Source organism: Streptomyces sp. NPDC001714 (assembly GCF_042892755.1).
In the GTDB taxonomy this organism is placed as follows: Bacteria; Actinomycetota; Actinomycetes; order Streptomycetales; family Streptomycetaceae; genus Streptomyces.
This window is the reverse complement of record NZ_JBIAUL010000015.1, coordinates 140,400-161,130: the sequence shown is the minus strand read 5'-3', so window position 1 is coordinate 161,130 and position 20,731 is coordinate 140,400. Positions and strand designations below refer to the sequence as shown.

General features: G+C 71.4%; 17 protein-coding genes. 4 read left to right on the top strand and 13 right to left on the bottom strand.

The window, feature by feature from the left end:
* Positions 1–2: 2 nt before the first annotated feature.
* From ACFY0P_RS34310 to ACFY0P_RS34280, 7 genes are all read right to left on the bottom strand, one after another.
* Entirely contained in the window at positions 3–749 is a 747-nt protein-coding gene (locus ACFY0P_RS34310; protein ID WP_388922086.1) for an enoyl-CoA hydratase family protein, read from the bottom strand.
* On the bottom strand, positions 746–2,341 hold the full coding sequence (locus ACFY0P_RS34305) for a 4-coumarate--CoA ligase family protein (RefSeq protein WP_388922083.1): 1,596 nt from the start codon (positions 2,339–2,341) through the stop codon (positions 746–748). The genes ACFY0P_RS34310 and ACFY0P_RS34305 overlap by 4 nt, the downstream gene beginning before the upstream one ends.
* A gap of 58 nt (positions 2,342–2,399) precedes the next feature.
* Positions 2,400–3,566: an acyl-CoA dehydrogenase family protein gene (locus tag ACFY0P_RS34300; RefSeq protein WP_388922080.1), complete on the bottom strand. Its 1,167-nt coding sequence runs from the start codon at positions 3,564–3,566 to the stop codon at positions 2,400–2,402.
* A gap of 83 nt (positions 3,567–3,649) precedes the next feature.
* A complete protein-coding gene (locus tag ACFY0P_RS34295; RefSeq protein ID WP_388922078.1) occupies positions 3,650–5,491 on the bottom strand; it encodes an acetyl/propionyl/methylcrotonyl-CoA carboxylase subunit alpha in 1,842 nt (613 codons plus the stop codon).
* 212 nt (positions 5,492–5,703) lie between these two features.
* Positions 5,704–7,302, bottom strand: coding sequence for an acyl-CoA carboxylase subunit beta (locus ACFY0P_RS34290; protein ID WP_388922075.1), 1,599 nt, complete (start codon positions 7,300–7,302; stop codon positions 5,704–5,706).
* Positions 7,299–8,987: an acyclic terpene utilization AtuA family protein gene (locus ACFY0P_RS34285; protein ID WP_388922072.1), complete on the bottom strand. Its 1,689-nt coding sequence runs from the start codon at positions 8,985–8,987 to the stop codon at positions 7,299–7,301. The genes ACFY0P_RS34290 and ACFY0P_RS34285 overlap by 4 nt, the downstream gene beginning before the upstream one ends.
* Positions 8,984–9,778, bottom strand: coding sequence for a TIGR03084 family metal-binding protein (locus ACFY0P_RS34280; RefSeq protein ID WP_388922069.1), 795 nt, complete (start codon positions 9,776–9,778; stop codon positions 8,984–8,986). The genes ACFY0P_RS34285 and ACFY0P_RS34280 overlap by 4 nt, the downstream gene beginning before the upstream one ends.
* A 181-nt stretch (positions 9,779–9,959) precedes the next feature.
* On the opposite strand from ACFY0P_RS34280, the gene ACFY0P_RS34275 reads away from it, so the two are divergent.
* Together ACFY0P_RS34275 and ACFY0P_RS34270 are read left to right on the top strand one after the other, a co-directional pair.
* The gene (locus ACFY0P_RS34275) at positions 9,960–11,024 is read left to right on the top strand and encodes a permease (RefSeq protein ID WP_388922066.1); all 1,065 of its coding nucleotides are present in this window, start codon (positions 9,960–9,962) and stop codon (positions 11,022–11,024) included.
* Positions 11,021–11,869 carry a TIGR03943 family putative permease subunit gene (locus ACFY0P_RS34270; RefSeq protein WP_388922063.1) on the top strand — a complete coding sequence of 283 codons (849 nt, stop codon included), beginning with the start codon at positions 11,021–11,023 and terminating at the stop codon, positions 11,867–11,869. The genes ACFY0P_RS34275 and ACFY0P_RS34270 overlap by 4 nt, the downstream gene beginning before the upstream one ends.
* Here the strand turns inward: ACFY0P_RS34270 and ACFY0P_RS34265 are convergent.
* Positions 11,839–12,855, bottom strand: coding sequence for a DMT family transporter (locus tag ACFY0P_RS34265; protein ID WP_388922060.1), 1,017 nt, complete (start codon positions 12,853–12,855; stop codon positions 11,839–11,841). The genes ACFY0P_RS34270 and ACFY0P_RS34265 overlap by 31 nt on opposite strands.
* A 204-nt stretch (positions 12,856–13,059) precedes the next feature.
* Positions 13,060–13,947: a hypothetical protein gene (locus ACFY0P_RS34260; protein ID WP_388922057.1), complete on the bottom strand. Its 888-nt coding sequence runs from the start codon at positions 13,945–13,947 to the stop codon at positions 13,060–13,062.
* Between the two features lie 563 nt (positions 13,948–14,510).
* On the opposite strand from ACFY0P_RS34260, the gene ACFY0P_RS34255 reads away from it, so the two are divergent.
* Positions 14,511–15,257 (top strand): hypothetical protein, encoded by a 747-nt coding sequence (locus ACFY0P_RS34255; RefSeq protein WP_388922054.1) that lies wholly within the window; start codon positions 14,511–14,513, stop codon positions 15,255–15,257.
* Positions 15,244–15,852 (top strand): Fic family protein, encoded by a 609-nt coding sequence (locus ACFY0P_RS34250; RefSeq protein ID WP_388922051.1) that lies wholly within the window; start codon positions 15,244–15,246, stop codon positions 15,850–15,852. Before ACFY0P_RS34255 ends, ACFY0P_RS34250 begins: the two co-directional genes overlap by 14 nt.
* 19 nt (positions 15,853–15,871) lie before the next feature.
* Here ACFY0P_RS34250 and ACFY0P_RS34245 read toward each other — a convergent pair whose 3' ends face one another.
* The 4 genes from ACFY0P_RS34245 to ACFY0P_RS34230 form a co-directional block, all read right to left on the bottom strand.
* Positions 15,872–18,091 (bottom strand): ABC transporter ATP-binding protein, encoded by a 2,220-nt coding sequence (locus ACFY0P_RS34245; protein ID WP_388922047.1) that lies wholly within the window; start codon positions 18,089–18,091, stop codon positions 15,872–15,874.
* A gap of 93 nt (positions 18,092–18,184) precedes the next feature.
* The gene (locus tag ACFY0P_RS34240) at positions 18,185–18,313 is read right to left on the bottom strand and encodes a hypothetical protein (protein WP_388922044.1); all 129 of its coding nucleotides are present in this window, start codon (positions 18,311–18,313) and stop codon (positions 18,185–18,187) included.
* Between the two features lie 308 nt (positions 18,314–18,621).
* Positions 18,622–19,749: a lipid II:glycine glycyltransferase FemX gene (locus tag ACFY0P_RS34235; RefSeq protein ID WP_388922041.1), complete on the bottom strand. Its 1,128-nt coding sequence runs from the start codon at positions 19,747–19,749 to the stop codon at positions 18,622–18,624.
* 267 nt (positions 19,750–20,016) lie between these two features.
* Positions 20,017–20,628, bottom strand: a complete 612-nt coding sequence (locus ACFY0P_RS34230) for an isochorismatase family cysteine hydrolase (RefSeq protein WP_388922038.1) — start codon at positions 20,626–20,628, stop codon at positions 20,017–20,019.
* Positions 20,629–20,731 lie beyond the last annotated feature (103 nt).

Below are 20,731 nucleotides of genomic sequence, written 5' to 3'. Positions count from 1 at the left end.
GTTCACACCACCCACGCCGCGTCCCGTCGTTCGAGGAAGGCCGTCATCCCCTCGCGGGCCTGGTCGGAGGAGAACAGCCGGGCCGAGAGTGCGGTGAGGGTGGCCGCGTCCCGGTCGAATGTCTCCAGCACCCTAGCCGTGAGCAGCTGTTTCGTCTCGGCCAGGGCCTGGGGTGCGGAGCGGCGGAGGCCGTCGAGGACGGGGGCGAGGGCGGTGTCGACGTCGTCGGCGGTGGTGGTGAGGAGGCCGAGGCGGACGGCCTCGGCGGGGGCGAAGCGTTCGCCGGTGAGGTAGTAGCGGGCCAGGGCGCGGGGGTCGGTGCGTGGGAGGAGGGGCAGGGAGATCACCGCGGGGGCGACGCCGATGCGTACCTCGGTGAAGGCGAAGGTGGACTCGGCGGACGCGGCGGCGATGTCGCAGGCGGCGAGGAGGCCGAGGCCGCCCGCGCGGACGTGGCCGGTGACGCGGGCGACGACCGGTTTGGGCAGTTCGACGATCTGGCGCAGGAGGCCGACGAGCGCGTCGGGGTCGGGCGGGTCCCGCAGGTCGGCGCCGGCGCTGAACGTCGTACCGGTGTGGGTGAGGACGACCGCGCGGACGTCGGGGTCCTTGGCGCAGTCGGTGAGGGCCCCGGCGAGTTCGGCGACGAGAGCGGCGGACAGGGCGTTGCGGGTGGCGGTGGCGTCGAGGCTGAGGGTGGTGACGGCACGCGTGTGTGTCTGTCCGATCAGCGTTCCGGTCGACGTCATGGGCGCTCCTCGGGTTCCGCGGTCTTCGCGAGGGCACGCAGTTCGCGGCGGAGTATCTTTCCGGAGGCCGCGCGGGGCACGCCGGCGATGAAGGTGACCTTGCGGACGCGCTTGTAGGGCGCGACGCGTTCGGCGACGTAGAGCATGGTCTCGTTCTCGGTGAGGTCGCCGGCGGTGGGCTGGCGGACGACGAAGGCGTGCGGGATCTCGTTGCCGTCCTCGTTGTAGGCACCGACGACGGCGGCGTCGGCGATGCCCGGGTGGGTGAGCAGGAGGGCCTCCAGTTCGGCGGGGGCCACCTGGAAGCCCTTGTACTTGATGAGTTCCTTGACCCGGTCGACGACGTACAGCCAGCCGTCGGCGTCGACGTGGCCGACGTCGCCGGTGTGCAGCCAGCCGTCGCTGTCGATCATGTCGGCGGTGGCGTCGGGGCGGCCGAGGTAGCCCTTCATGACCTGGGGGCCGCGGATGGCGATCTCGCCGGGTTCGCCGACACCGAGGTCCTTGTGCGGATCGTCGAGGGAGACGATCCGCATCTCGGTGCCGGCGATGAGCTTGCCGACGGTGCCGGGCGGTGCCTGGCGCAGCGCGTCGAGGGGGACGATGTGGGTGCCGGGGGAGAGTTCCGTCATGCCGTAGCCCTGGGCGACGGGCGGCAGGCCGAGGCGCTGCCCGCCGACGGTGGCGAGTTGCGCGTCCAGGGGTGCGGCGGCGCTCATGACGTACTTCAGGGAGGACAGGTCGTACTGCTCGACCAGCGGGTGTTTGGCGAGGGCGAGGACGATGGGCGGGGCGACCCACAGGCCGGTGATGCGGTGGTTCTGGATCGCGGCGAGGAAGGTCTCCAGCTCGAAGCGGGGCAGGACGACGACGGTGGCGCCCTTGCGCAGCGGCGCGTTCATGAGCGCGGTGAGGCCGTAGATGTGGAAGAACGGCAGGACGGCGAGGATGCGGTCGCCGGGCCCGGACGGCACGGAGACGTCCAGCTGGGCGAGGTTGGTGGCGATCTGCCGGTGGGTGAGCATCACGCCCTTGGGGACGCCGGTGGTGCCGGAGGAGTACGGCAGCGCGGCGACGTCCTCGACGGGGTCGATGTCGACCTGCGGCTCGGGGGCTTCACTGGCCAGCATGTCGAGGAGGGAGCGGTGTCCGGGTGCGCTGTCGCAGACGAAGATCTCCGCTATGCCGCCGGCGAGTTCGGCGGCCCGGCGGGCGGCCTCCAGGAGCGGTGAGACGGTGACGATCCAGCGGGCCGCGGAGTCCTTGAGCTGTTTGGCGAACTCCTCGGGCGTGGCGAGCGGGTGCACGGTGGTGACGGAGGCACCCGCGCGCGTGGCCGCGTAGAACGCCGTCGGGAAGGCGACCGTGTTGGGGCTGTGCAGGGCGAGTACGTCGCCTTTGCGGACGCCGGCGTCGGCGAGCGCGGCGGCGATCCGCCGGTGGAACCGGTCCAGTTGTGCGTAGGTGAGGGTGGTGCCGTCGTTGCCGTCGATCAGGGCGGGCGTGTCCCCGAATTCGGCGGCCCGGCCGAGCACGGCTTCGTGGATGGGGAGTTCTACGGGCGGAACGTCTGCGTACTCGCTGCGGAACACGGTTCCTCCAAGGCGGCCTTGGGCCTCAGTGCGGCCTGCGTACGACCTGAGTGGGGCCTCAGTACGACTTGGGCAGGCCGAGGGTCTGGTGGGAGACGTAGTTGAGAATCATCTCCCTGCTCACCGGAGCAATACGAGCCACGCGCGCGGCCGTTATCAACGAGGCGAGCCCGAATTCGCGCGTGAGTCCGTTGCCGCCGAGGGTGTGCACGGCCTGGTCGACGGCCCGCACGCAGGCCTCCCCCGCCGCGTACTTCGCCATGTTGGCGGCCTCACCTGCGCCGACGTCGTCGCCGGCGTCGTAGAGGTGAGCCGCCTTCTGCATCATCAGGCGGGCGAGTTCGAGGTCGATGTGCGCCTGGGCGAGGGGGTGCGCGATGGCCTGGTGGGCGCCGATGGGGGCCTTCCAGACGGTGCGGTCGCGCGCGTACTCGATCGCTTTGGAGAGCGCGTAGCGGCCCATGCCGATCGCGAACGCGGCCGTCATGATCCGCTCGGGGTTGAGTCCGGCGAACAGTTGCAGGAGGCCCGCGTCCTCGTCGCCGACGAGTGCGTCGGCGGGCAGCCGTACGTCGTCGAGGGTCAGCTCGAACTGCTTCTCGGCGGCGCTGAGTTCCATGTCTATGGGGCGCCTGTGGAAGCCCTCGGCGTCCGTGGGGACGATGAACAGGCAGGGTTTGAGGCTGCCGGTGCGGGCGTCCTCGGTGCGGCCGACGATCAGGACGGCGTCGGCCATGTCGACGCCGGAGATGAAGACCTTGCGGCCGGTGAGCAGCCAGTCGCCGCTCGCCGGGTCGCGGCGGGCGGTGGTGGTGATGCGGTGGGAGTTGGAGCCGGCGTCGGGTTCGGTGATGCCGAAGGCCATCAGGCGGGAGCCGTCGGAGAGGGCCGGCAGCCAGGCCCGCTTCTGTGCCTCGGTGCCGAAGCGGGCGATCACCGTGCCGCAGATGGCGGGTGAGACGACGAGCATGAGGAGCGGGGAGCCCGCGGCGCCGAGTTCCTCCAGGACGATGGAGAGTTCGGCGATGCCGCCCCCTCCGCCGCCGTGCTCCTCCGGGAGGTTGACGCCGAGGTAGCCGAGTTTTCCGGCTTCCTGCCAGAGCTCGGTCGGGTGGCGGCCCGCGGCGATGGTGCGGGTGATGTAGTCGCGGCCGTACTTCGCGCCGAGGGCTGCTACCGCTGCGCGGAGTGCCTTGTGTTCGTCGGTTTCGATTTGGGGGCTCATGGTGGCTCCTTCGGGTGCGGGTTGTGTGTGGTTGCTCGCGCAGTTCCTCCCCCAGCCTTCGGCCGGGGGTACCCCCAGCGCCCCTAAGTTGCTTGCACTACCGCCAGTAGAGAGCCGGGCTCTACCTGCTGTCCGACCACGACCCGCAGCTCGCTCAGCGTGCCCGTGACCGGTGCTGTGATCTGGTGCTGCATCTTCATCGCCTCCAGCCAGAGCAGGGGCTGGCCGGCTTCCACCGGCGCCCCCACCTCCAGCCCCTCCGCCATCCGTACGACCGTCCCCGGCATCGGTGCCAGCAGCGACCCCGGTGCCAACTGAGCCTTGGCATCGGGGAAGCGGGGCAGGGCGGTGAGGGTCGTGTTGTTGACGTGGACCTGGTCGCCGTAGCTCGTCACCTCGTACTTGCGGTGCACGCCGTCGATGTCGAGTACGACGAGGTGCGCGCCGGCGTGCACGACCCGTACGCCGTCTGCGGTGAGGCCCTCGCGGGTGTGCCGGTAGGGGGCCTCGTGCTCCTCGCCGGCCATCAGGTAGCGCTTGGTCTGGGGCTGGGAGGGCAGGTTGCGCCAGCCGCCGAAGCGGGAGCGGCCGTGGGCGTCGGCCAGGGCGGCGGCGAGGGGGGCGTGCGGGTCGGCGGTGGGTGCCGTCAGCTCGGTGAGGTGGCGGTCGTAGAAGCCGGTGTCCATGCGGGCCGTCGCGAACTCCTCGTGGCGCAGGGAGCGGACCAGGAGGTCGCGGTTGGTGGTGGGGCCGTGCAGGGTGGCCTGTTCCAGGGCGTGGGCGAGTTTGCGCAGGGCTTCCGCGCGGGTGGGGGCGTGGGCGACGGCTTTCGCGAGCATGGCGTCGTAGTGGACGCCGATCTCGTCGCCGTCGGTGTAGCCGGTGTCCAGGCGGACGCCGGCCGGTACGGCGAGGCGGTGCAGGGTGCCGGTCTGCGGGGCCCAGTCGCGGGCGGGGTCCTCGGCGTAGAGGCGGGCCTCGATCGCGTGGCCACGCGCGCGTGGCGGGTCGAGGGGGAGGCTGTGGCCCTCGGCGACGCGGATCTGTTCGGCGACGAGGTCGAGTCCGAACACGACCTCGGTGACGGGGTGTTCCACCTGGAGGCGGGTGTTCATCTCCAGGAAGTGCGCCTTGCCGTCGGCGACGAGGAACTCGACCGTGCCCGCGCCGACGTAGGCGACGGCGCGCGCGGCGCGCACGGCCAGCGCGTGCAGCTCCTTCACCAGCCCCTCGGGGAGGCCGGGCGCCGGTGCTTCCTCGATGACCTTCTGGTGCCTGCGCTGGAGTGAGCAGTCGCGGGTGCCGAGCGGCCAGACCGTGCCGTGCGTGTCGGCGAGGATCTGCACCTCGACGTGCCGGCCGCGCTCGATGTAGGGCTCGACGAAGACCTCGCCGTCGCCGAAGGCGCTCGCGGCCTCGGCGCGTGCGCCCTCCAGGGCGGCGTCCAGTTCGTCGAGGCGGCGCACGATGCGCATGCCGCGCCCGCCGCCGCCCGCGGCCGCCTTGACCAGCACCGGCAGGTCGGACTCGGTGACCTCGGCGAGCGGGGCGATCCCCATGAGCTCCTTGGCGCGGGTCTTGGACGCCATCGCCTCGATCGCCTCCGGCGGCGGGCCGATCCAGACCAGGCCGGCGTCGAGGACGGCGCGCGCGAAGTCGGCGTTCTCGGAGAGGAAGCCGTACCCGGGATGCACGGCGTCCGCGCCGGCGCTCGCGGCGGCCTTCACCACCACGTCGCCACGGAGGTAGGTGTCGGCGGGCGTGGCGCCCGGCAGCCGGACGGCGGTGTCGGCCACGCGCGCGTGGAGCGCGTTCGCGTCGGCGTCGGAGTGCACGGCGACGGTCCTGATGCCGAGGTCGGCACAGGTGCGGAAGATCCGGCAGGCGATCTCGCCGCGGTTGGCGACGAGCAGGCTGTTGATCACGTGGTCTCTCCACTAGCGCCCCGACGCATAGAGCGAAATGCCTTCAGTGACGGAGCTGGTACTATCAGTGACGTCCTTGCTTGTCCTACCGAACCGGGCTGGTTCCAACCCGGCTGGTGTTGATCGTGTAAGAGCTGATGGCCCGCCGGGCGTCAGCCGACGTGAGCCAGGAATCCCCTCGCATCAGTTGGGGGGAGGGCTCAAGTGGTCCCTCACATCCGGAAAACGCCATAGCCATACCGCACCCCCTCAAGGGGGGCGGTGTGGATGGCGGACAGGCACAGGCCGAGGACGGTGCGGGTGTCGCGCGGGTCGATGACGCCGTCGTCGTACAGCCGCCCGGACAGGAACTTCGGCAGCGACTCGGACTCGATCTGCTGCTCGACCATGGCGCGCAGGGCCGCGTCGCCGTCCTCGTCGTACGGCTGGCCCTTCGCGGCGGCCGACTGGCGGGCGACGATCGAGAGGACGCCGGCTAGCTGCTGCGGGCCCATGACGGCCGACTTGGCGCTGGGCCAGGCGAACAGGAAGCGGGGGTCGTAGGCGCGGCCGCACATGCCGTAGTGCCCGGCGCCGTAGGAGGCGCCCATGAGGACGGAGAGGTGCGGGACGCGGCTGTTGCTGACCGCGTTGATCATCATCGCGCCGTGTTTGATGATGCCGCCCTGCTCGTACTCCTTGCCGACCATGTAGCCGGTGGTGTTGTGGAGGAAGAGGAGGGGGATGTCGCGCTGGTTGGCGAGCTGGATGAACTGGGCGGCCTTCTGGGACTCCTGGCTGAACAGCACGCCCTGGGCGTTCGCCAGGATGCCGACCGGGTAGCCGTGCAGGTTCGCCCAGCCGGTGGCGAGGCTGGTCCCGTACAGCGGCTTGAACTCGTCGAAGTCGGAGGCGTCGACGAGGCGGGCGATCACCTCGCGCGGGTCGAAGGGGATCTTCAGGTCGCCGGGGACGATGCCGAGGAGTTCGTCGGCCGCGTACTTGGGCGGTTCGGCGGGGCCGGGGTCAGGGTGGGCCTTGCGGTGGTTGAGGCGGGCCACCACGCGCCGTGCCTGCCGGAGCGCGTCCGGTTCGTCGACGGCGAAGTAGTCGGCGAGGCCCGACACGCGCGCGTGCATCTCCGCGCCGCCCAGCGACTCGTCGTCGCTCTCCTCGCCGGTGGCCATCTTCACCAGGGGCGGTCCGCCGAGGAAGACCTTCGCGCGCTCCTTGACCATGATCACGTGGTCGGACATGCCCGGGATGTAGGCGCCGCCGGCGGTGGAGTTGCCGAAGACGACGGCCACGGTGGGGATCCCGGCGGCCGAGAGGCGGGTGAGGTCGCGGAAGATGGCGCCGCCCGGGATGAAGATCTCCTTCTGAGAGGGCAGGTCGGCGCCGCCGGACTCGACCAGGCTGATGCAGGGCAGCCGGTTGGCGAGGGCGATGTCGTTGGCGCGCAGGGCCTTCTTCAGCGACCAGGGGTTGCTGGCGCCGCCGCGCACGGTCGGGTCGTTGGCGGTGATCAGGCACTCCACGCCCTCGACGACCCCGATGCCGGTGACCAGCGAGGCGCCGACGGCGTAGTCGCTGCCCCAGGCGGCCAGCGGGGACAGCTCCAGGAAGGGGGTGTCGGGGTCGAGGAGGAGCTCGATGCGTTCGCGGGCGAGGAGCTTGCCGCGTTTCCGGTGCCGTTCGACGTACTTCGGGCCGCCGCCCGCGAGGGCCTTGGCGTGCTCGGCCTCCAGGTCGGTGAGCTTGGCGAGCATGGCGTCGCGGTTCGCGCGGTAGTCCGGCGAGGCGGTGTCCAACGCCGAGGAGAGGACGGTCACAGCAGGGCCTCCGGGATGTCCAGGTGGCGGGAGCGGAGCCATTCGCCGAGGGCCTTGGCCTGGGGGTCGAAACGGTGCTGGGCGGCCACCCCCTCGCCGAGCACGCCCTCGACGGTGAAGTTGAGGGCGCGGAGGTTGGGGAGGATGTGCCGGGTGACCGCCAACTCGGCGGTCTCGGGGAGGAGACGGCGGAAGGTCTCCGCGGTCAGGGTGTGCGCGAGCCAGCGCCAGGCCTCGTCCGAGCGCACCCAGACGCCGACGTTGGCGTTCCCGCCCTTGTCCCCGCTGCGGGCCCCGGCGACGAGCCCGAGGGGCGCCCGCCGGGTGGGACCACCGGCCGGGTACGGCTCGGGCAGGGGCGGTGCGGGCGAGTCCTGGAGTACGAGGGTGTCCTGGGCCGGCGGCACAGGGATCCGTCGCCCGTCGTGGAGGACCGCCATATGGGGCACGTCACCCTGGGGGACGTACACGTCCTCGAAGACCCCGTAGGGTGCGCCCTTTCCCGGTGGGGCGAGCACATGGAAGCCGGGGTAGCTGGCGAGCGCCAGTTCCACCGCGGCTCCGGTCAGCGCCCGGCCGACCGTCTCCTGGTCCCGGTCCCGCACGACGAGGCGCAGCAGCGCGCTGGCCGTCTCCTCGGTGTCCGCGTCGGGGCGGTCGGTGCGCACCAGCTCCCAGCGGGTCCCGGCCGGCGGGGACTTGGCGAGCGCGTCGGCCATCTGCTCCCGCACCAGCGCGGCCTTCGCCTCGATGTCGAGCCCGGTGAGCACGAAGACGACCTCGTTGCGGAAGCCGCCCAGCCGGTTGCGGCCGACCTTGAGGGTCGGGGGCGGTGCCTCGCCCCGGACGCCCTCGATCCGCACCCGGTCGGGGCCGTCCTGGCTGAGCCGGACGCTGTCCAGGCGGGCGGTGACGTCGGGGCCCGGGTAGCGGGCGCCGCCGGTCTCGTAGAGGAGCTGGGCGGTCACCGTGCCGACGTCGACGAAGCCGCCGGTGCCGGGGTGCTTGGTGATGACGCAGCTGCCGTCCTCGTGGAGTTCGGCGAGCGGGAAGCCGGGCCGCCGCAGGTCCCAGCGGGCCCCCGCTTCGGCGAAGAAGGCGTAGTTGCCGCCGGTGGCCTGGGTGCCGCACTCCAGGACGTGCCCGGCGACGACGGCGCCGGCGAGCCGGTCGTACTCCCCCGGCCGCCAGCCGAAGTGCGCGGCGGCGGGACCGGTGACCAGGGCCGCGTCGGTGACCCGGCCGGTGACCACGATGTCGGCGCCGGCCCGCAGGCACTCGGCGATCCCGAAACCGCCGAGATAGGCGTGGGCGGCGAGGCTGCCGGGGTGGGCGGCGGTGAGGTCGTCGCCCTCCACATGTGCGACGCGCACAGGTATGCCGAGCCGGTCGGCCAGCTGCCGTACGGCGTCGGCGAGTCCGGCCGGGTTGAGGCCGCCGGCGTTGGTGACGATCCGTACGCCCCGCTCCCGGGCCAGGCCCAGGCAGTCCTCCAGCTGGCGCAGGAAGGTGCGGGCGTATCCGGCGCCGGGGTCCTTGAGCCGGTCGCGGCCCAGGATGAGCATGGTCAGTTCGGCGAGGTAGTCGCCGGTGAGGACGTCGAGTTCGCCGCCGGTGAGCATCTCGCGCAGCGCGTCGAAGCGGTCGCCGTAGAAGCCGGAGGCGTTGCCTAGGCGCAGGGTCACTCGGTGCCGCCCTTCGGGGCGCGGCCGGGGCCGGGCGGGCCGGCGAAGGCCTGGGCGACGTCCAGCCAGCGGTCGGCGTCGGGGCCGACGGCTTCGAGGGCGAGGTCGGCGCGGTGGGCGCGCTGCGTGACCAGGAGGCAGAAGTCGAGGGCCGGGCCGGTGACCCGGTCGTCGGCGTCCTCGGGGCCGTACGTCCACAGGTCGCCGGACGGGGCGGTCAGTTCGACGCGGAACTCCTCGAACGGCACGGCCAGCCCGTGCACGCCGAAGGCGAAGTCACGGGTGCGGACGCCGAGTCGGGTGATGTGCCGGAGCCGGTCGGTGGGGGTACGGGTCACGCCCAGCGCGTCGGCGATGTCCAGGCCGTGCGCCCAGGTCTCCATGAGCCGGGCGGTGGCCATGGAGGCGACCGACATAGGGGGGCCGTACCAGGGGAAACGTGCCCGTGCGGGGGCGGCGCGCAACGCCTGGTCCAGGGCCTCGCGTCCGGCCCGCCAGTCCGCCAGCAACCGGGCGGGGGGCTTGCCGGCGCCGTCCTCCGCCCCGTTGTCCACGAAGTCGCCGGGTGCGGTCAGCGCCTTCTCGACCTCGCGGGCGAAGGCGTCCTGATCGGTCACGGCCAGCAGCGAGGAGTGGTCGGTCCAGGCGAGGTGTGCGATCTGGTGGGCGACGGTCCAGCGGGGCGCGGGGGTGGCGAGAGCCCACTGCTCGGTACCCAACTCGGCTACCAGCCGGTCGAGTTCCGCACTCTCCTCACGCAGGTCGGCGATGACGGGCGTCGGATCGGACATGGGGGGAGCATGGCAGCGGGCCCGGAAACAATCAAGCACGCTTGCATGAATTTGTCTCTTGGCGACCTCTGGAATCACCCTGGGTCAATCCTTGGCACAGCCCGTCGTGGCAGGGGCACCGCGATGCCCTATGTTCGATGCGAACATCCGGCGATGGAGTGATGTGTGAGGCGTGCGGGGCGTGCGGAGGACAGATGAACTCGCCGCGGGGGCGAAGGCGACCGCCGTCGTCGAGCTCCCGGCGAACGGTTACCCGGTGGACGCGGACCCCGAGGACCCGCCGCCACGCGAACCTCCACGCCTGTGGCCCCTTCTCCTGGTGGCCGCCGCCGTCCTGCCGGGTACCGCCCTCTTCCTCGTGGGCCAGGGCGTCAGCAAGGCCGCGCTGCAGGCCTGGCAGACGGTGTGCCTCGCCGTGATCGTGCAGGCGACACCGTTTCTGCTGCTCGGTACGGCACTGTCGGGGGCGATCAACGCGTTCGTGCCGGAGCGGGTGTTCACGCGGCTGCTGCCCAAGCGGGCCGCGCTCGCCGTGCCGGTCGCAGGAGTCGCCGGAGTCGTACTGCCGGGGTGCGAGTGCGCGTCGGTGCCGGTGGCCAGCAGCCTGATCGGACGCGGGGTCACCCCGGCCGCCGCGTTCGCGTTCCTGCTCTCCGCACCCGCCATCAACCCGGTCGTGCTGACCGCCACCGCCATCGCCTTCCCCGGCACTCCCCTCATGGTGCTGGCCCGGCTGCTGGCCTCGCTGGTCACCGCCGCCGTGATGGGCTGGCTGTGGCTCTGGCTGGGCCGGGAGGAGTGGCTGCGGCCCGCCGTACGGCACACCGGGCACCAGCCGGGGCACCACCGCTGGACGGAGTTCCGCCGCGCCTTCCAGCACGACTTCCTCCAGGCAGGCGGTTTCCTGGTGGTCGGCGCCATGGCCGCGGCCACCTTCAACGTGGCCGTACCGCGCTCGGTGCTCGACACCTTCTCCGGTTCGCCCTGGCTGTCGGTGCTGTTCCTGGCCGCGCTGGCGGTCATCCTCGCGGTGTGCTCGGAGGCGGACGCGTTCGTGGCGTCGTCGCTCACCGGTTTCTCGCCCACCGCCCGGCTGGCGTTCATGGTGGTCGGCCCCATGGTGGACCTCAAGCTGATCGCGTTGCAGGCGGGCACGTTCGGCCGGGCCTTCGCGGCCCGCTTCTCGGCCGCCACGACGGTCGTCGCGGTCCTGTGCAGTGTGCTGGTCGGAGGGATGCTGCTGTGAGACGTCCGCTTCAGGTGACCCTGCTGGTCCTCAGCGGCCTCGGCCTGCTGCACGCCTCCCTCTTCACCGACCTGTGCCTGCGCTACGTCAAGCCCGGGATGCGGCCGCTGCTGATCGCCTCCGGGTTCGTGCTGCTGGTGCTGGGCATCGTGGAGGCGGCGGCGCGGGAGGGACGGGAAGGGCAGCGGGGACACGGCAGGCATGGTGGCCACGCATATGGCGCCCACGCACATGTCTCCGGGCCACACAGCGAGCCGGGACAGCGTCACGGTCACGAACCACACCCCGGGGACAACGACAGCCACGGCGGCACCCACCACGGACACGACCACTCGGCCGTGCCCCGGGTCGCCTGGCTGCTCCTGCTCCCGGCGCTGAGTCTGCTCTTCTACGCCCCGCCGGCGCTCGGCGCGTACACCGCGGCCCGGCAGCCCGCCAAGGTCATCGCGGAGCAGGACGACTTCGATCCGCTGCCGAAGACCTCACCGCTGCCCATCACGCTCACGGACTTCACCACCCGGGTGCAGCAGGACCGCTCGCTGGCCATCAAGGCGCGGACCGTGGAGATGAGCGGGCTGGTCACGCCCGTCCCGGGGGGCGGGAGCTGGGACCTGACCCGGATCATCATCTCCTGCTGCGCGGCCGACGCGCAGTCCGTGAAGGTGCGGATCTACAGCGACAGCATCCCGCCCGCCAACACCTGGGTCTCCGTCACCGGAAACTGGCATCCCGGCGGGAAGCTGGGCACGAGGTCCGCGCCGGTCGCGCTGGACGCCCAGACCGTGAAGAAGATCCAGCGGCCCTCGAACGGGTATCAGGACGCGCTGCCGTTTCCGTCGGGCTGAGCGCCGACGACCGGCTCCGGCCGGGCGGCGACCGCCGGGTTCACCTGAGGACTGCCCGCCGGTTTCCGGCCGCGTCCCACCTGGGAGCGGACCGCACCGATGCTCGCCGCGATGACGAGGGCGACGGCGGCCGCCTGGGTCGCCGACAGGGCCTGGCCGAGGACGAGGAAGCCGGCGGTGGCGGCGATGGCCGGTTCCAGGCTCATGAGGACGGCGAAGGTGTGGGCCGGAAGGCGGCGCAGGGCGAGGAGTTCGAGGGTGTAGGGCAGGACCGAGGAGAGGACCGCGACCGATGAGCCCAGGGCGACGGTGGTCGGGTCCAGGAGCCTGCCGCCGGCCTCGGCGATGCCCAGCGGGAGGAACAGCAGGGCCGCGACCGCCATGGCCAGGGCCAGACCGTCGGCCTGCGGGAAACGGCGGCCGGTGCGGGCGCTGAAGATGATGTAGGTGGCCCACATGGCGCCGGCGCCCAGGGCCAGGCCGACACCCACCGGGTCGAGGCCGCTGAAGTTTCCGCCGCCGAGCAGGAAGACGCCGCCCAGCGCCAGTCCCGCCCAGAGGGCGTTGATCAGGCGCCGGGAGGCCAGCACGGACAGGGCGAGCGGTCCGAGCACTTCGAGGGTGACGGCGAGGCCCAGCGGGATGCGGTCGACGGCCTCGTAGAACAGGCCGTTCATCGCGCCCATGGTGATGCCGAAGACGATCACCGTGCCCCAGTCGGTGCGGGAGTGGCCGCGCAGCCGTGGCCGGCAGACGACGAGCAGGACCACGGCGGCCGCGAGGAGCCGCAGGGTCACCACGCCGAGCGCGCCCGCCCTGGGCATCAGGGTCACCGCGAGGGCACCGCCGAACTGCACGGAGATCCCTCCGGCCAGGACCAGCCCGACGGGCCCGAGCGAACCGAGCCGGCCCGGGGTGCCGGTGGCGGCGGGACCGGACACCGGGGCGGGCGTCGACGTCGGCTGTGAGGTGCTGGGGGTGGTCACGGGCGGTCCAGAGGATTCGTTGTTCATTACGATGGACTTCTCAGTCCAGGGTAATGGACTTCGACAGGCGCGTGAACCCCTTATGGAACTGTCCTGGATGGTGAGATGCCGCACGCCGAGACGGCGCGAACACGTTCGGCCCCGCCCAGTGCACCGGGCGGGGCCGAACGGCAGTGAAACGAATCTTCAGGTGGCGGCCGGAAGCTACTTCACGTCGACGTAGTCGCCGGCCGCCGTCGAGGCGCCGGTGGTGGCGTTGGTCGCGAAGGAGAAGCGGTAGTAGCCGTCGACCGTGGCCTTGGTGGTGGTCTTGAGCGCGCCGCCGGTGCCGGCGGTGATGGTCTTGAGGGTGGTGTAGGTGGTGCTGCCCTTCTTGCGGAACTGCAGCTGCACCTTCTGCGACGCGTACCCGGGGTACTTGCCGGTGTTCCAGTCGGCGCGCGTCAGCTTGCCGGTGACGGTGATGGTCTTGCCCTTCTTCACCGGCTCCGGGGTGGCATTGACGGTCAGCTTGGACGCCTTCTTGATCTTGCCGGTGCCGATGTTGTCGTCGAAGCTGGCGCTCGCGTCGAGGTCGTAGCCGCCGATGGCGAGCTTCCAGGTGCCGGCGACACCGTTGTTCTTCATGTCGGTGGCCGCGTGGATGTTGAAGACGGCCTTGCAGCTGTAGACGCCGGTCTGGGTGGTCGACTCGGTGCAGACCGGGTCGTCGTCGGTGCCCAGGGCACCGGTGATGGTGTCCGTGCTGGAGGGGTCGGTGCCCTGCCAGAGGAACGCCTCCGTGAGCGCGACGCCGCTGGAGCTGGTGGCGGTGTAGGTCGCGGTGACGGACTTGTTCGTGGTGGTGCCGAGGACGATGTCCTTGCCGCCGTTGACGACGCCGTTCGAGAAGGAGATGGTCCCTATCCCCGTCTTCGGGCGGACGGTCTGCGCGGAGTTCTTGGCGTGCGCGGCGGACGCGGAGTTCGCGAAGAAGGAGCTGAGCTGCGCCTTCACGCTCGGGCTCGACGCCGCCTGGGCGGCCACCGGGACAGCGAGCGCGGACAGTGCGACCGCACCGGACAGAACGGTGGCCGCGACGCGTATACGCATGTGAATCCCCCTGGGATCGCGAGGGGCCCGGCGGGTCGCCCCCGGCCGAGCCCATTGGCGTACGCAGCCTACGGACAACATGGAGAACTCTTGAAGATCCCTTGTGCAATAGGTGTGTAACAAGACCGATGTGACGGGCACTCACCAGCGTTGCGGCCCGTCCGGGGGCACCTCGGATGCGCCGTCCCGGGCGAGGGGTTCGCCGTGGCGGCCGGTCTCGGCCTCGTCGGGGTTCTGCGCCGAAGCCGTGGGGACTCGGCTTCGGCAGCCTGGCGCCGGACATCAGCCTCTGACTCCCTTTCACCATGCTTGTCGCCGGGCAACGGGCACCTCACGGGTGTCCGCCCGCCGGCCAGTCGGACCTATGCGGCCGGCAGTTCCACGGGCCCCGACGTCGGCGACGACGGCCTCGGGCAGACCCGGTGCGCGGCGGGCATGCGCGGATGGCCGCACCGGGGTGCCGTCCGGAAAACCGTTCGCGCCCCGAGGGCTTCGAGCCGAGACTGGGGGGCGATCACATCGGACAGGAAGAGTGGCCGGCGCTGACGTACAACCGTGACACCTTGCCCTTCCCCGAGAACCGTGTGCCCCCCGTCACCTACCGGGGCATTCCGGGCTGGGACGAACTCGCACCGGCCCGGAACCCGTTCCCCTGGGACGAGGACGAGGACGCCCACCTCCGCTCGCTGGTCCGCGAGTGGGTGCCGCCGGTGCTCTCCGGTATGGCCGGCTGGTGGCAGGGCGAACACTGGTGTGAACGCCAGGTCGACGCGATCATCCGGGAGCGGTACGGCAACTGGGCCTGGGGATGGAATTGGTGCTGCCGGCACGGCGGGCCCATCGGTAGCTGGGTCGACGGGCCGGGCTCGGTGACGACCCCCGACGAGACCGCGGCACGTGCCGTAGCCGCGCTGTTGGAATGGCGGGAGTGGTTGGAACGGATGGCTGAGCGCTTCGCCGAACTGGCGCCGCCGCCGGACGCCTCACCCGAGGACCGCAGCTGGCACCTGGAGCGGGCCTGCGTCCGGCTTGTGACGTACGCGCTGGACTGCTCCGGGGCGGAGGGCGGCTGGCACGGGCAGGCCGCGATGGTTCTGCGCTGGTTCCTCACCTCCACCGGCATGGACCAGGCCGCGGCCGCACAAGCGGTGGACAGCGCGATCGGCGGCCGGTTCAAGAGCTGGGTCCCCCCTGAACAGACGCTGATCGATTCCGTGGGCGAGGACCTCGCCGTCGGCCTCACCGGCCACGCCCCCTACCGGGACCATCGTGAGAGGGCGGCCCTGGAGGATCTCCATGACCGCTACTGACAGCCTTGCGGTCTGGCTGCGCGTGCGCCGCGAGGTCGACTGGCGGCACGCACCGGTGCTACGACGGGACCCGTCCGCGAGCGACGGGTTCCGGACCTGGTGCGAAGGGCCGGTGCGCCGACGCGACCCCGTTCGCGCCGAACGTCTGCTCGCTGCCCACGCCTTGGCCCTGGCCGATGCCGCACGCCATACCCCGCTGAGCTTCGCCGTGCTGTCCGGCTGGCAGCGCGAGGTCCTCGGCGAAGCGGAGGCGCCGTTCCGCGCGAACGACGCCTATGCGAAGGCCGGCCGCGAGCGCTACGGCCTGACCCCGCGCACCCGGGCCGACTTCGCCTCCTGCCTGCGCGAGACGGCCGACCCGGACATCCCGCCGGCGGCCCGCGCGGCCCGCGCGTACCTCGACGTGGCGTTCTTCCACCCCTTCGCCGACGGCAACGCCCGCGCCGCCCTGTTGACCCTGGTACACGTCCTGGCCCGGGAGGGCATCGTCCTTCCTGAGGTGGGCCCTCTCCAGACCACCCGCTACGCGGACGACCCGGCGGGCGCCGCCGACCTTGCCACTCTCATCGGGGTGCTCAACCGCCGCCGGTACTGAAGCCTTCGCCCTCTTGAGCTCAGATGCCGGGCCAGGGCTCCTCGTCGCGGAACAGGGGCCGCCCGTCGGGGAGGCTGGTGGGCACGTCGGCCCCGTAGTCGGCCTGTATGTGGGCCTCGTGGTCGGCCTGTATGTGGGCCTCGTACACGGGCTGCGGCCATAGCCCCGCGGCCGCGTACACGTTGTAGTCGTACATGTTCCCGTACGGCTGCTGACAGGCATACCCACCGTCCCCACCGCCCTGCGCCCCCGCGTAGGCGGCCTGGGGCACCCCCGCCCCCACGGTCCCCACAGCCCCCGCCGCCGGAACGGTGCCGCCCTGTTCCACGAACAGCGGCAGCCGCAGTTCGCCGGTGTCCATCACCGCGTTGTTCTGGGAGCGGTGGAGGCGGGAGTAGGCGCCACCGCGGGCGAGGAGTTCGTCGTGGCGGCCGGTCTCGACGATGCGACCACGGTCGACGACGAGGATGCGGTCGGCGTCGGGGGCGAGGTTGAGGTCGTGGGTGATCATGATGGTCGTACGGCCGGTCATCAGGCGCCGCAGCGGCTTGACGACCCGGCGGGCGGCCATCGCGTCCAGGCCGGTGGTCGGCTCGTCGAGGACGAGGACCGGGGCGTCGCGCAGGATCGCGCGGGCGATGGCCAGGCGCTGGAGCTGACCGCCGGAGAGCCGGGCGGAGTTGGGGTCGACCTTGGTGTCGTAGCCGTCGGGGAGCCGGACGATGAAGTCGTGGGCGTCGGCCGCCCTGGCCGCGTCCTCGATGGCCTGGTCGCTGGCGCCGGGGCGGCCGCAGGCGATGTTGGCGCGGACGGTGTCGTGCAGGACGAGGGTCTCCTGGGGGAGGAGAGTGATGTACTCGCGCAGCCGGGCCAGCGGGAAATCGCGGATCGGGACGCCGTCCAGGAGCACTTCACCGCTGTCCGGGTCGTAGAAGCGGAGCAGCATCTTGGAGACGGTGGACTTGCCGGCGCCGCTGGGGCCGGTGATGATCACGAGTTCGCCGGGGCTGACGGCGAAGGAGAGGCCCTCCAGGGCGGCCTGGTCGGCGCCGGGGTAGCGGAAGCCGACGTCGCGGACCTCGACGGCGCCGTCCGGGCGGCCGGTGTCGGTGCCGGTGCCGCGCCGGGGGTCGGTGACCGACGGCCGCACGTCCAGGATCTCGATCAGCCGTTCCGCGCCCGCCGTGGCGGCGGTGACGGTGAGGCCCAGCTGGGCGAGGCCGCGCACGGGCGGGTAGAGGTAGCCGAGGAAGGCGGAGAAGGCGAGGAGCTGGCCGAGGGTCATGCGCCCGGTGGAGATCTCCCAGGCGCCGATGCCGATGACGGCGAGGACGCAGATCGTCTCGATGACCTGGACGAGTTGTTCGTAGGCCTCGTTGAGCCGGGTGGAGCGCACGGAGGCGCGGAACCAGGCGCTCGCCTCCTCGTTCAGGCGCCGCCGCTCGGCGTCGCGCCGGTCGTACGCCTGCGTCAGCACGATGTTGCCGAGGGACTCCTCGACGACGGAGGTGATCGCGCCGTCGGCGACCCGGCCCTGCCGCGACACGTCCTTGATGGAGCCGGAGAAGCGGCGGGCGGCCAGCCAGAACAGGGGCGCGAGAACGAAGGTGGCGGCGGCCAGGTCCCAGCGCAGCCAGAACGCGGCGGCCGCGTAGAAGAGGGCGCTGAACAGGGCGGACGCGGCGCCGACCAGCCCGGAGACGACCATGGTCTCGATGGCCTCGACGTCGCTGGTCAGGCGGGAGAGCAGGTCGCCCTGGCGGTGGTGCTGGAAGAAGTGCGGGGGCAGCTGCTGGACGTGGTCGAAGACGTTTTCGCGCAGCCGCATGACGAAGCGTTCGGTGACCCAGGCGGCCAGGGAGTTGCCGGCGTACGCGACGATCGCGCCGACGATCGCGATGCCCAGCCATTTGGTCGCCGGGCTCCAGAAGGCGCTCAGCGAGCCCTTCTGCAGGGCGTGGTCGGTGAGGTCGCTGAAGAGCAGGATGGCCTCGGTCTCGGCGAGCGCGGCGATCACCGTGCACACCCAGACGATCACCAGCCAGCCGCGCAGGCCCCGGGTCAGCGGCCAGAAGCGGCGGAAGGCGGCGCGGGCCGGGATGGTGGGCGTGTACTCGTCCTCGTAATCGCCGTCGTACTCGTCCTCGTACTCCTCGGCGTCGTCCCCGCCATCGCCCTCGTAGGTCGGGGCGGCGACTTCGTACTCGTATTCTGTGCCTTCACTCTCCTTCACGCGCATTTCACACGCCTCCGTTCTCCGTCGCTGGAATTACCGAAATTCAGGAAGTGAAAAAGGACCGACGGCGAACCGTCGGTCCTTTTTACGGCCTACTCAGTTGTCGCGGTCGCCGGGGATGGGCTTGGGAGCCGGCTTCGGCGCGCGCTTCTTCGGCTTCGGCGGCGGCGGGGGCAGCTGCTTCTTGGGCTTGGGGGGCAGCGGGGCGAGCTTCTTGAGGCTCATTCCGACTCCTTGAGAGTTCGAAGTGCAATTGGTGCAGGATGGTACGAGAATTCTCTTGGGGCAACGTCCGGGGATTTCGGATCGTCATCCTCGGCAATCCCCGCCGCCCGACACCGAGAAACTTACACGGCCCAGAAGCCAAGCAACGGCAAAGTCGGCTCGCGAACGGCAAACAGGTGCTGTGAATACCTGGGTAACAGCTGTATAACGACCCCGAACCTGAGAGTTCTCTTATGAACCTGAGAGTCACCTTGTGAAGCTGAGCGGAAGGAGCCCCGGACAGGCGCTCGCCGCACCCCGGGCAGGTCTCAGCGGCGGGCCATGTACAGGTCGAACGCCTTGTGGAGCAGCTTGTTGAGCGGGAAGTCCCACTCCCCGACGTACTCGACGGCCTCGCCGCCGGCGCCCACCTTGAAGCGGAGCAGCCCCAGCAGGTGGTTGGACTCCTCCAGGGTGTCCGTGATGCCCCTGAAGTCGTAGACGGCGGCGCCGAGTTCGTGGGCGTCGCACATCATCCGCCACTGCATGGCGTTGTTGGGCTGGACCTCGCGCCGGCGGCTGGTGGAGGCGCCGTAGGAGTACCAGACGTGGTCGCCGACGGTGAGCATGGTGGCCGCGGCGAGGACGTCACCCTCGTGGTGGGCGAGGTAAAGGCGCATGCGGTCGGGGTGTTCGGCGGTGAGCGCGGTCCACATGCGCTGGAAGTAGGAGAGGGGGCGCGCGATGAAGCGGTCGCGCTCGGCGGTCTCCGTGTACAGGCCGTAGAAGGCGGACAGGTCCTCGTACCCGCCCCGCACCACCTTGACCCCAGCCTTCTCCGCCTTCTTCACGTTGCGCCGCCACTGCTGGTTGAGCCCGCGCTGGATGTCCTCCAACGACCGCCCCGCGAACGGCACCTGGAACACGTACCGGGGCTGCCCGGCCGCGAACCCCTCCTCCCCGCCCGCCTCGGCCCGCCGCCACCCCGTCCGGCGCAGCCGCTCGGCGAGGCCGGTGCCATGGGCGTCGTACGACGTCGGCTCGGTGTCACCCAGCCGCCGGGCGGCCGGATCGGCGATGGCCTCCTTCACCGCCTCCGCGCTCCACCGCCGTACCGCGACCGGCGGCCCCATCTTCACCGCGAACGCCCCGCGCCCCTTCAGATACGCCAGCAGCGGGTCGAGCCACCGCTCCAGCTCCGGGTCGTGCCAGTCGATGGCGGGCCCCTCCGGCAGGTACGCGAGATACCGCTTCACCCTGGGCACCGCACGCAGCAGCACCAGCCCGGCCCCGACGATCCGCCCCTCCCCGTCGAACCACCCCAGGCTCTCGGCCTCCCAGTCGCGCTTCACGTCCCCCCAGGACGGCAGCTGCATATGGCTGACGGAGGGACGGGACCCGGCGAAGGCGAGATGCTCGGCACGGGAGATGGGCCGGAGGCGAAGGGCTGCGGTCATGGCGGTGCTCCTGGGCGGGTCGGCGACGGCTCACTGGCGATGCGCACCGGCCGGGACGGCGGAGGGGACCGGTGGCGTCGGCATCAAGAACAACAGACGCGTGCCTGCCAGGAATCGTTTCGGCGCGCAGGTGGGCGAAGGCGTGTCGGCGGCGGCCGGGGACGGTGGGCACCCGGCGCCGGGACGGGGCCTGCCGGCCGTGCGCGGGGCGCGTTCGCTCGTCGGCGCGTGCGCACCACCTGTGACTGAGCCGTCCGTCCGCGGGCGTCACCCCAGCTGTGCGAGCAGTTCTTCGGTCGTGAGGATGGCGTGGGCGAAGGTCGGGCCGTTGACGGCGTGGGCGGCGTGCATGCCCTCCCGGCCGAAGGCGGCGGTGGCGTCCTTGACCAGGGTGACGTGGTACCCGAGCTCCGTGCCGAAGCGGCCGGTCGCCTCGATACAGGTGTTGGCGATCAGGCCGACCAGCACGATGTGGCGGATGCCGTGCTGCTTGAGCTGCAGATCGAGATCGGTGTTGGCGAAGCCGCTCGATCCCCAGTGCTCGTGGGCGACGACGTCTCCGGGCTGGGGCTGGAAGTCGTCGCTGAAGGTCCCGCCCCACGTGTCCTTGGCGAAGACCTCCTTCGCGGCCGAGCCGAGCTGGTAGGGCGTGGGAAAGTCGAAGGAGACGTAGTCGCCGGGCTCCCAGCGGTGGTGCGGCACGAAGACGATCCTCAGCCCCCGGGCACGCGCGGTCGCGACCACCTGCCGCAGGTGATCGAGCAGGTTCACCTCCTCGGCGACCGCCTTCACCCGCGGCCAGACCTTGCCGCCCTCGCTGAGGAAGTCGTTGTAGGGGTCGACCAGCAGGACGGCGGTGGTCGAGGCGTCGTAGCTCATTGCGGTCTCCTGTTCGGTCGGGCATGCCGAATCGCGGCGACGCGCCCGTTCCGGGGAACCCGATGCCGCGGAAACCCACCCGGACAAGTGCGGTCGGCTCTCA

Excerpts from the sequence above, each read along its gene's own strand:
- ACFY0P_RS34310 (WP_388922086.1), bottom strand. The coding sequence starts at position 749 with ATGACGTCGACCGGAACGCTGATCGGACAGACACACACGCGTGCCGTC.
- ACFY0P_RS34300 (WP_388922080.1), bottom strand. The coding sequence starts at position 3,566 with ATGAGCCCCCAAATCGAAACCGACGAACACAAGGCACTCCGCGCAGCG.
- ACFY0P_RS34280 (WP_388922069.1), bottom strand. The coding sequence starts at position 9,778 with ATGTCCGATCCGACGCCCGTCATCGCCGACCTGCGTGAGGAGAGTGCG.
- ACFY0P_RS34260 (WP_388922057.1), bottom strand. The coding sequence starts at position 13,947 with ATGCGTATACGCGTCGCGGCCACCGTTCTGTCCGGTGCGGTCGCACTG.
- ACFY0P_RS34250 (WP_388922051.1), top strand. The coding sequence starts at position 15,244 with ATGACCGCTACTGACAGCCTTGCGGTCTGGCTGCGCGTGCGCCGCGAG.
- ACFY0P_RS34245 (WP_388922047.1), bottom strand. The coding sequence starts at position 18,091 with ATGCGCGTGAAGGAGAGTGAAGGCACAGAATACGAGTACGAAGTCGCC.
- ACFY0P_RS34240 (WP_388922044.1), bottom strand. The coding sequence starts at position 18,313 with ATGAGCCTCAAGAAGCTCGCCCCGCTGCCCCCCAAGCCCAAGAAGCAG.
- ACFY0P_RS34235 (WP_388922041.1), bottom strand. The coding sequence starts at position 19,749 with ATGACCGCAGCCCTTCGCCTCCGGCCCATCTCCCGTGCCGAGCATCTC.
- ACFY0P_RS34230 (WP_388922038.1), bottom strand. The coding sequence starts at position 20,628 with ATGAGCTACGACGCCTCGACCACCGCCGTCCTGCTGGTCGACCCCTAC.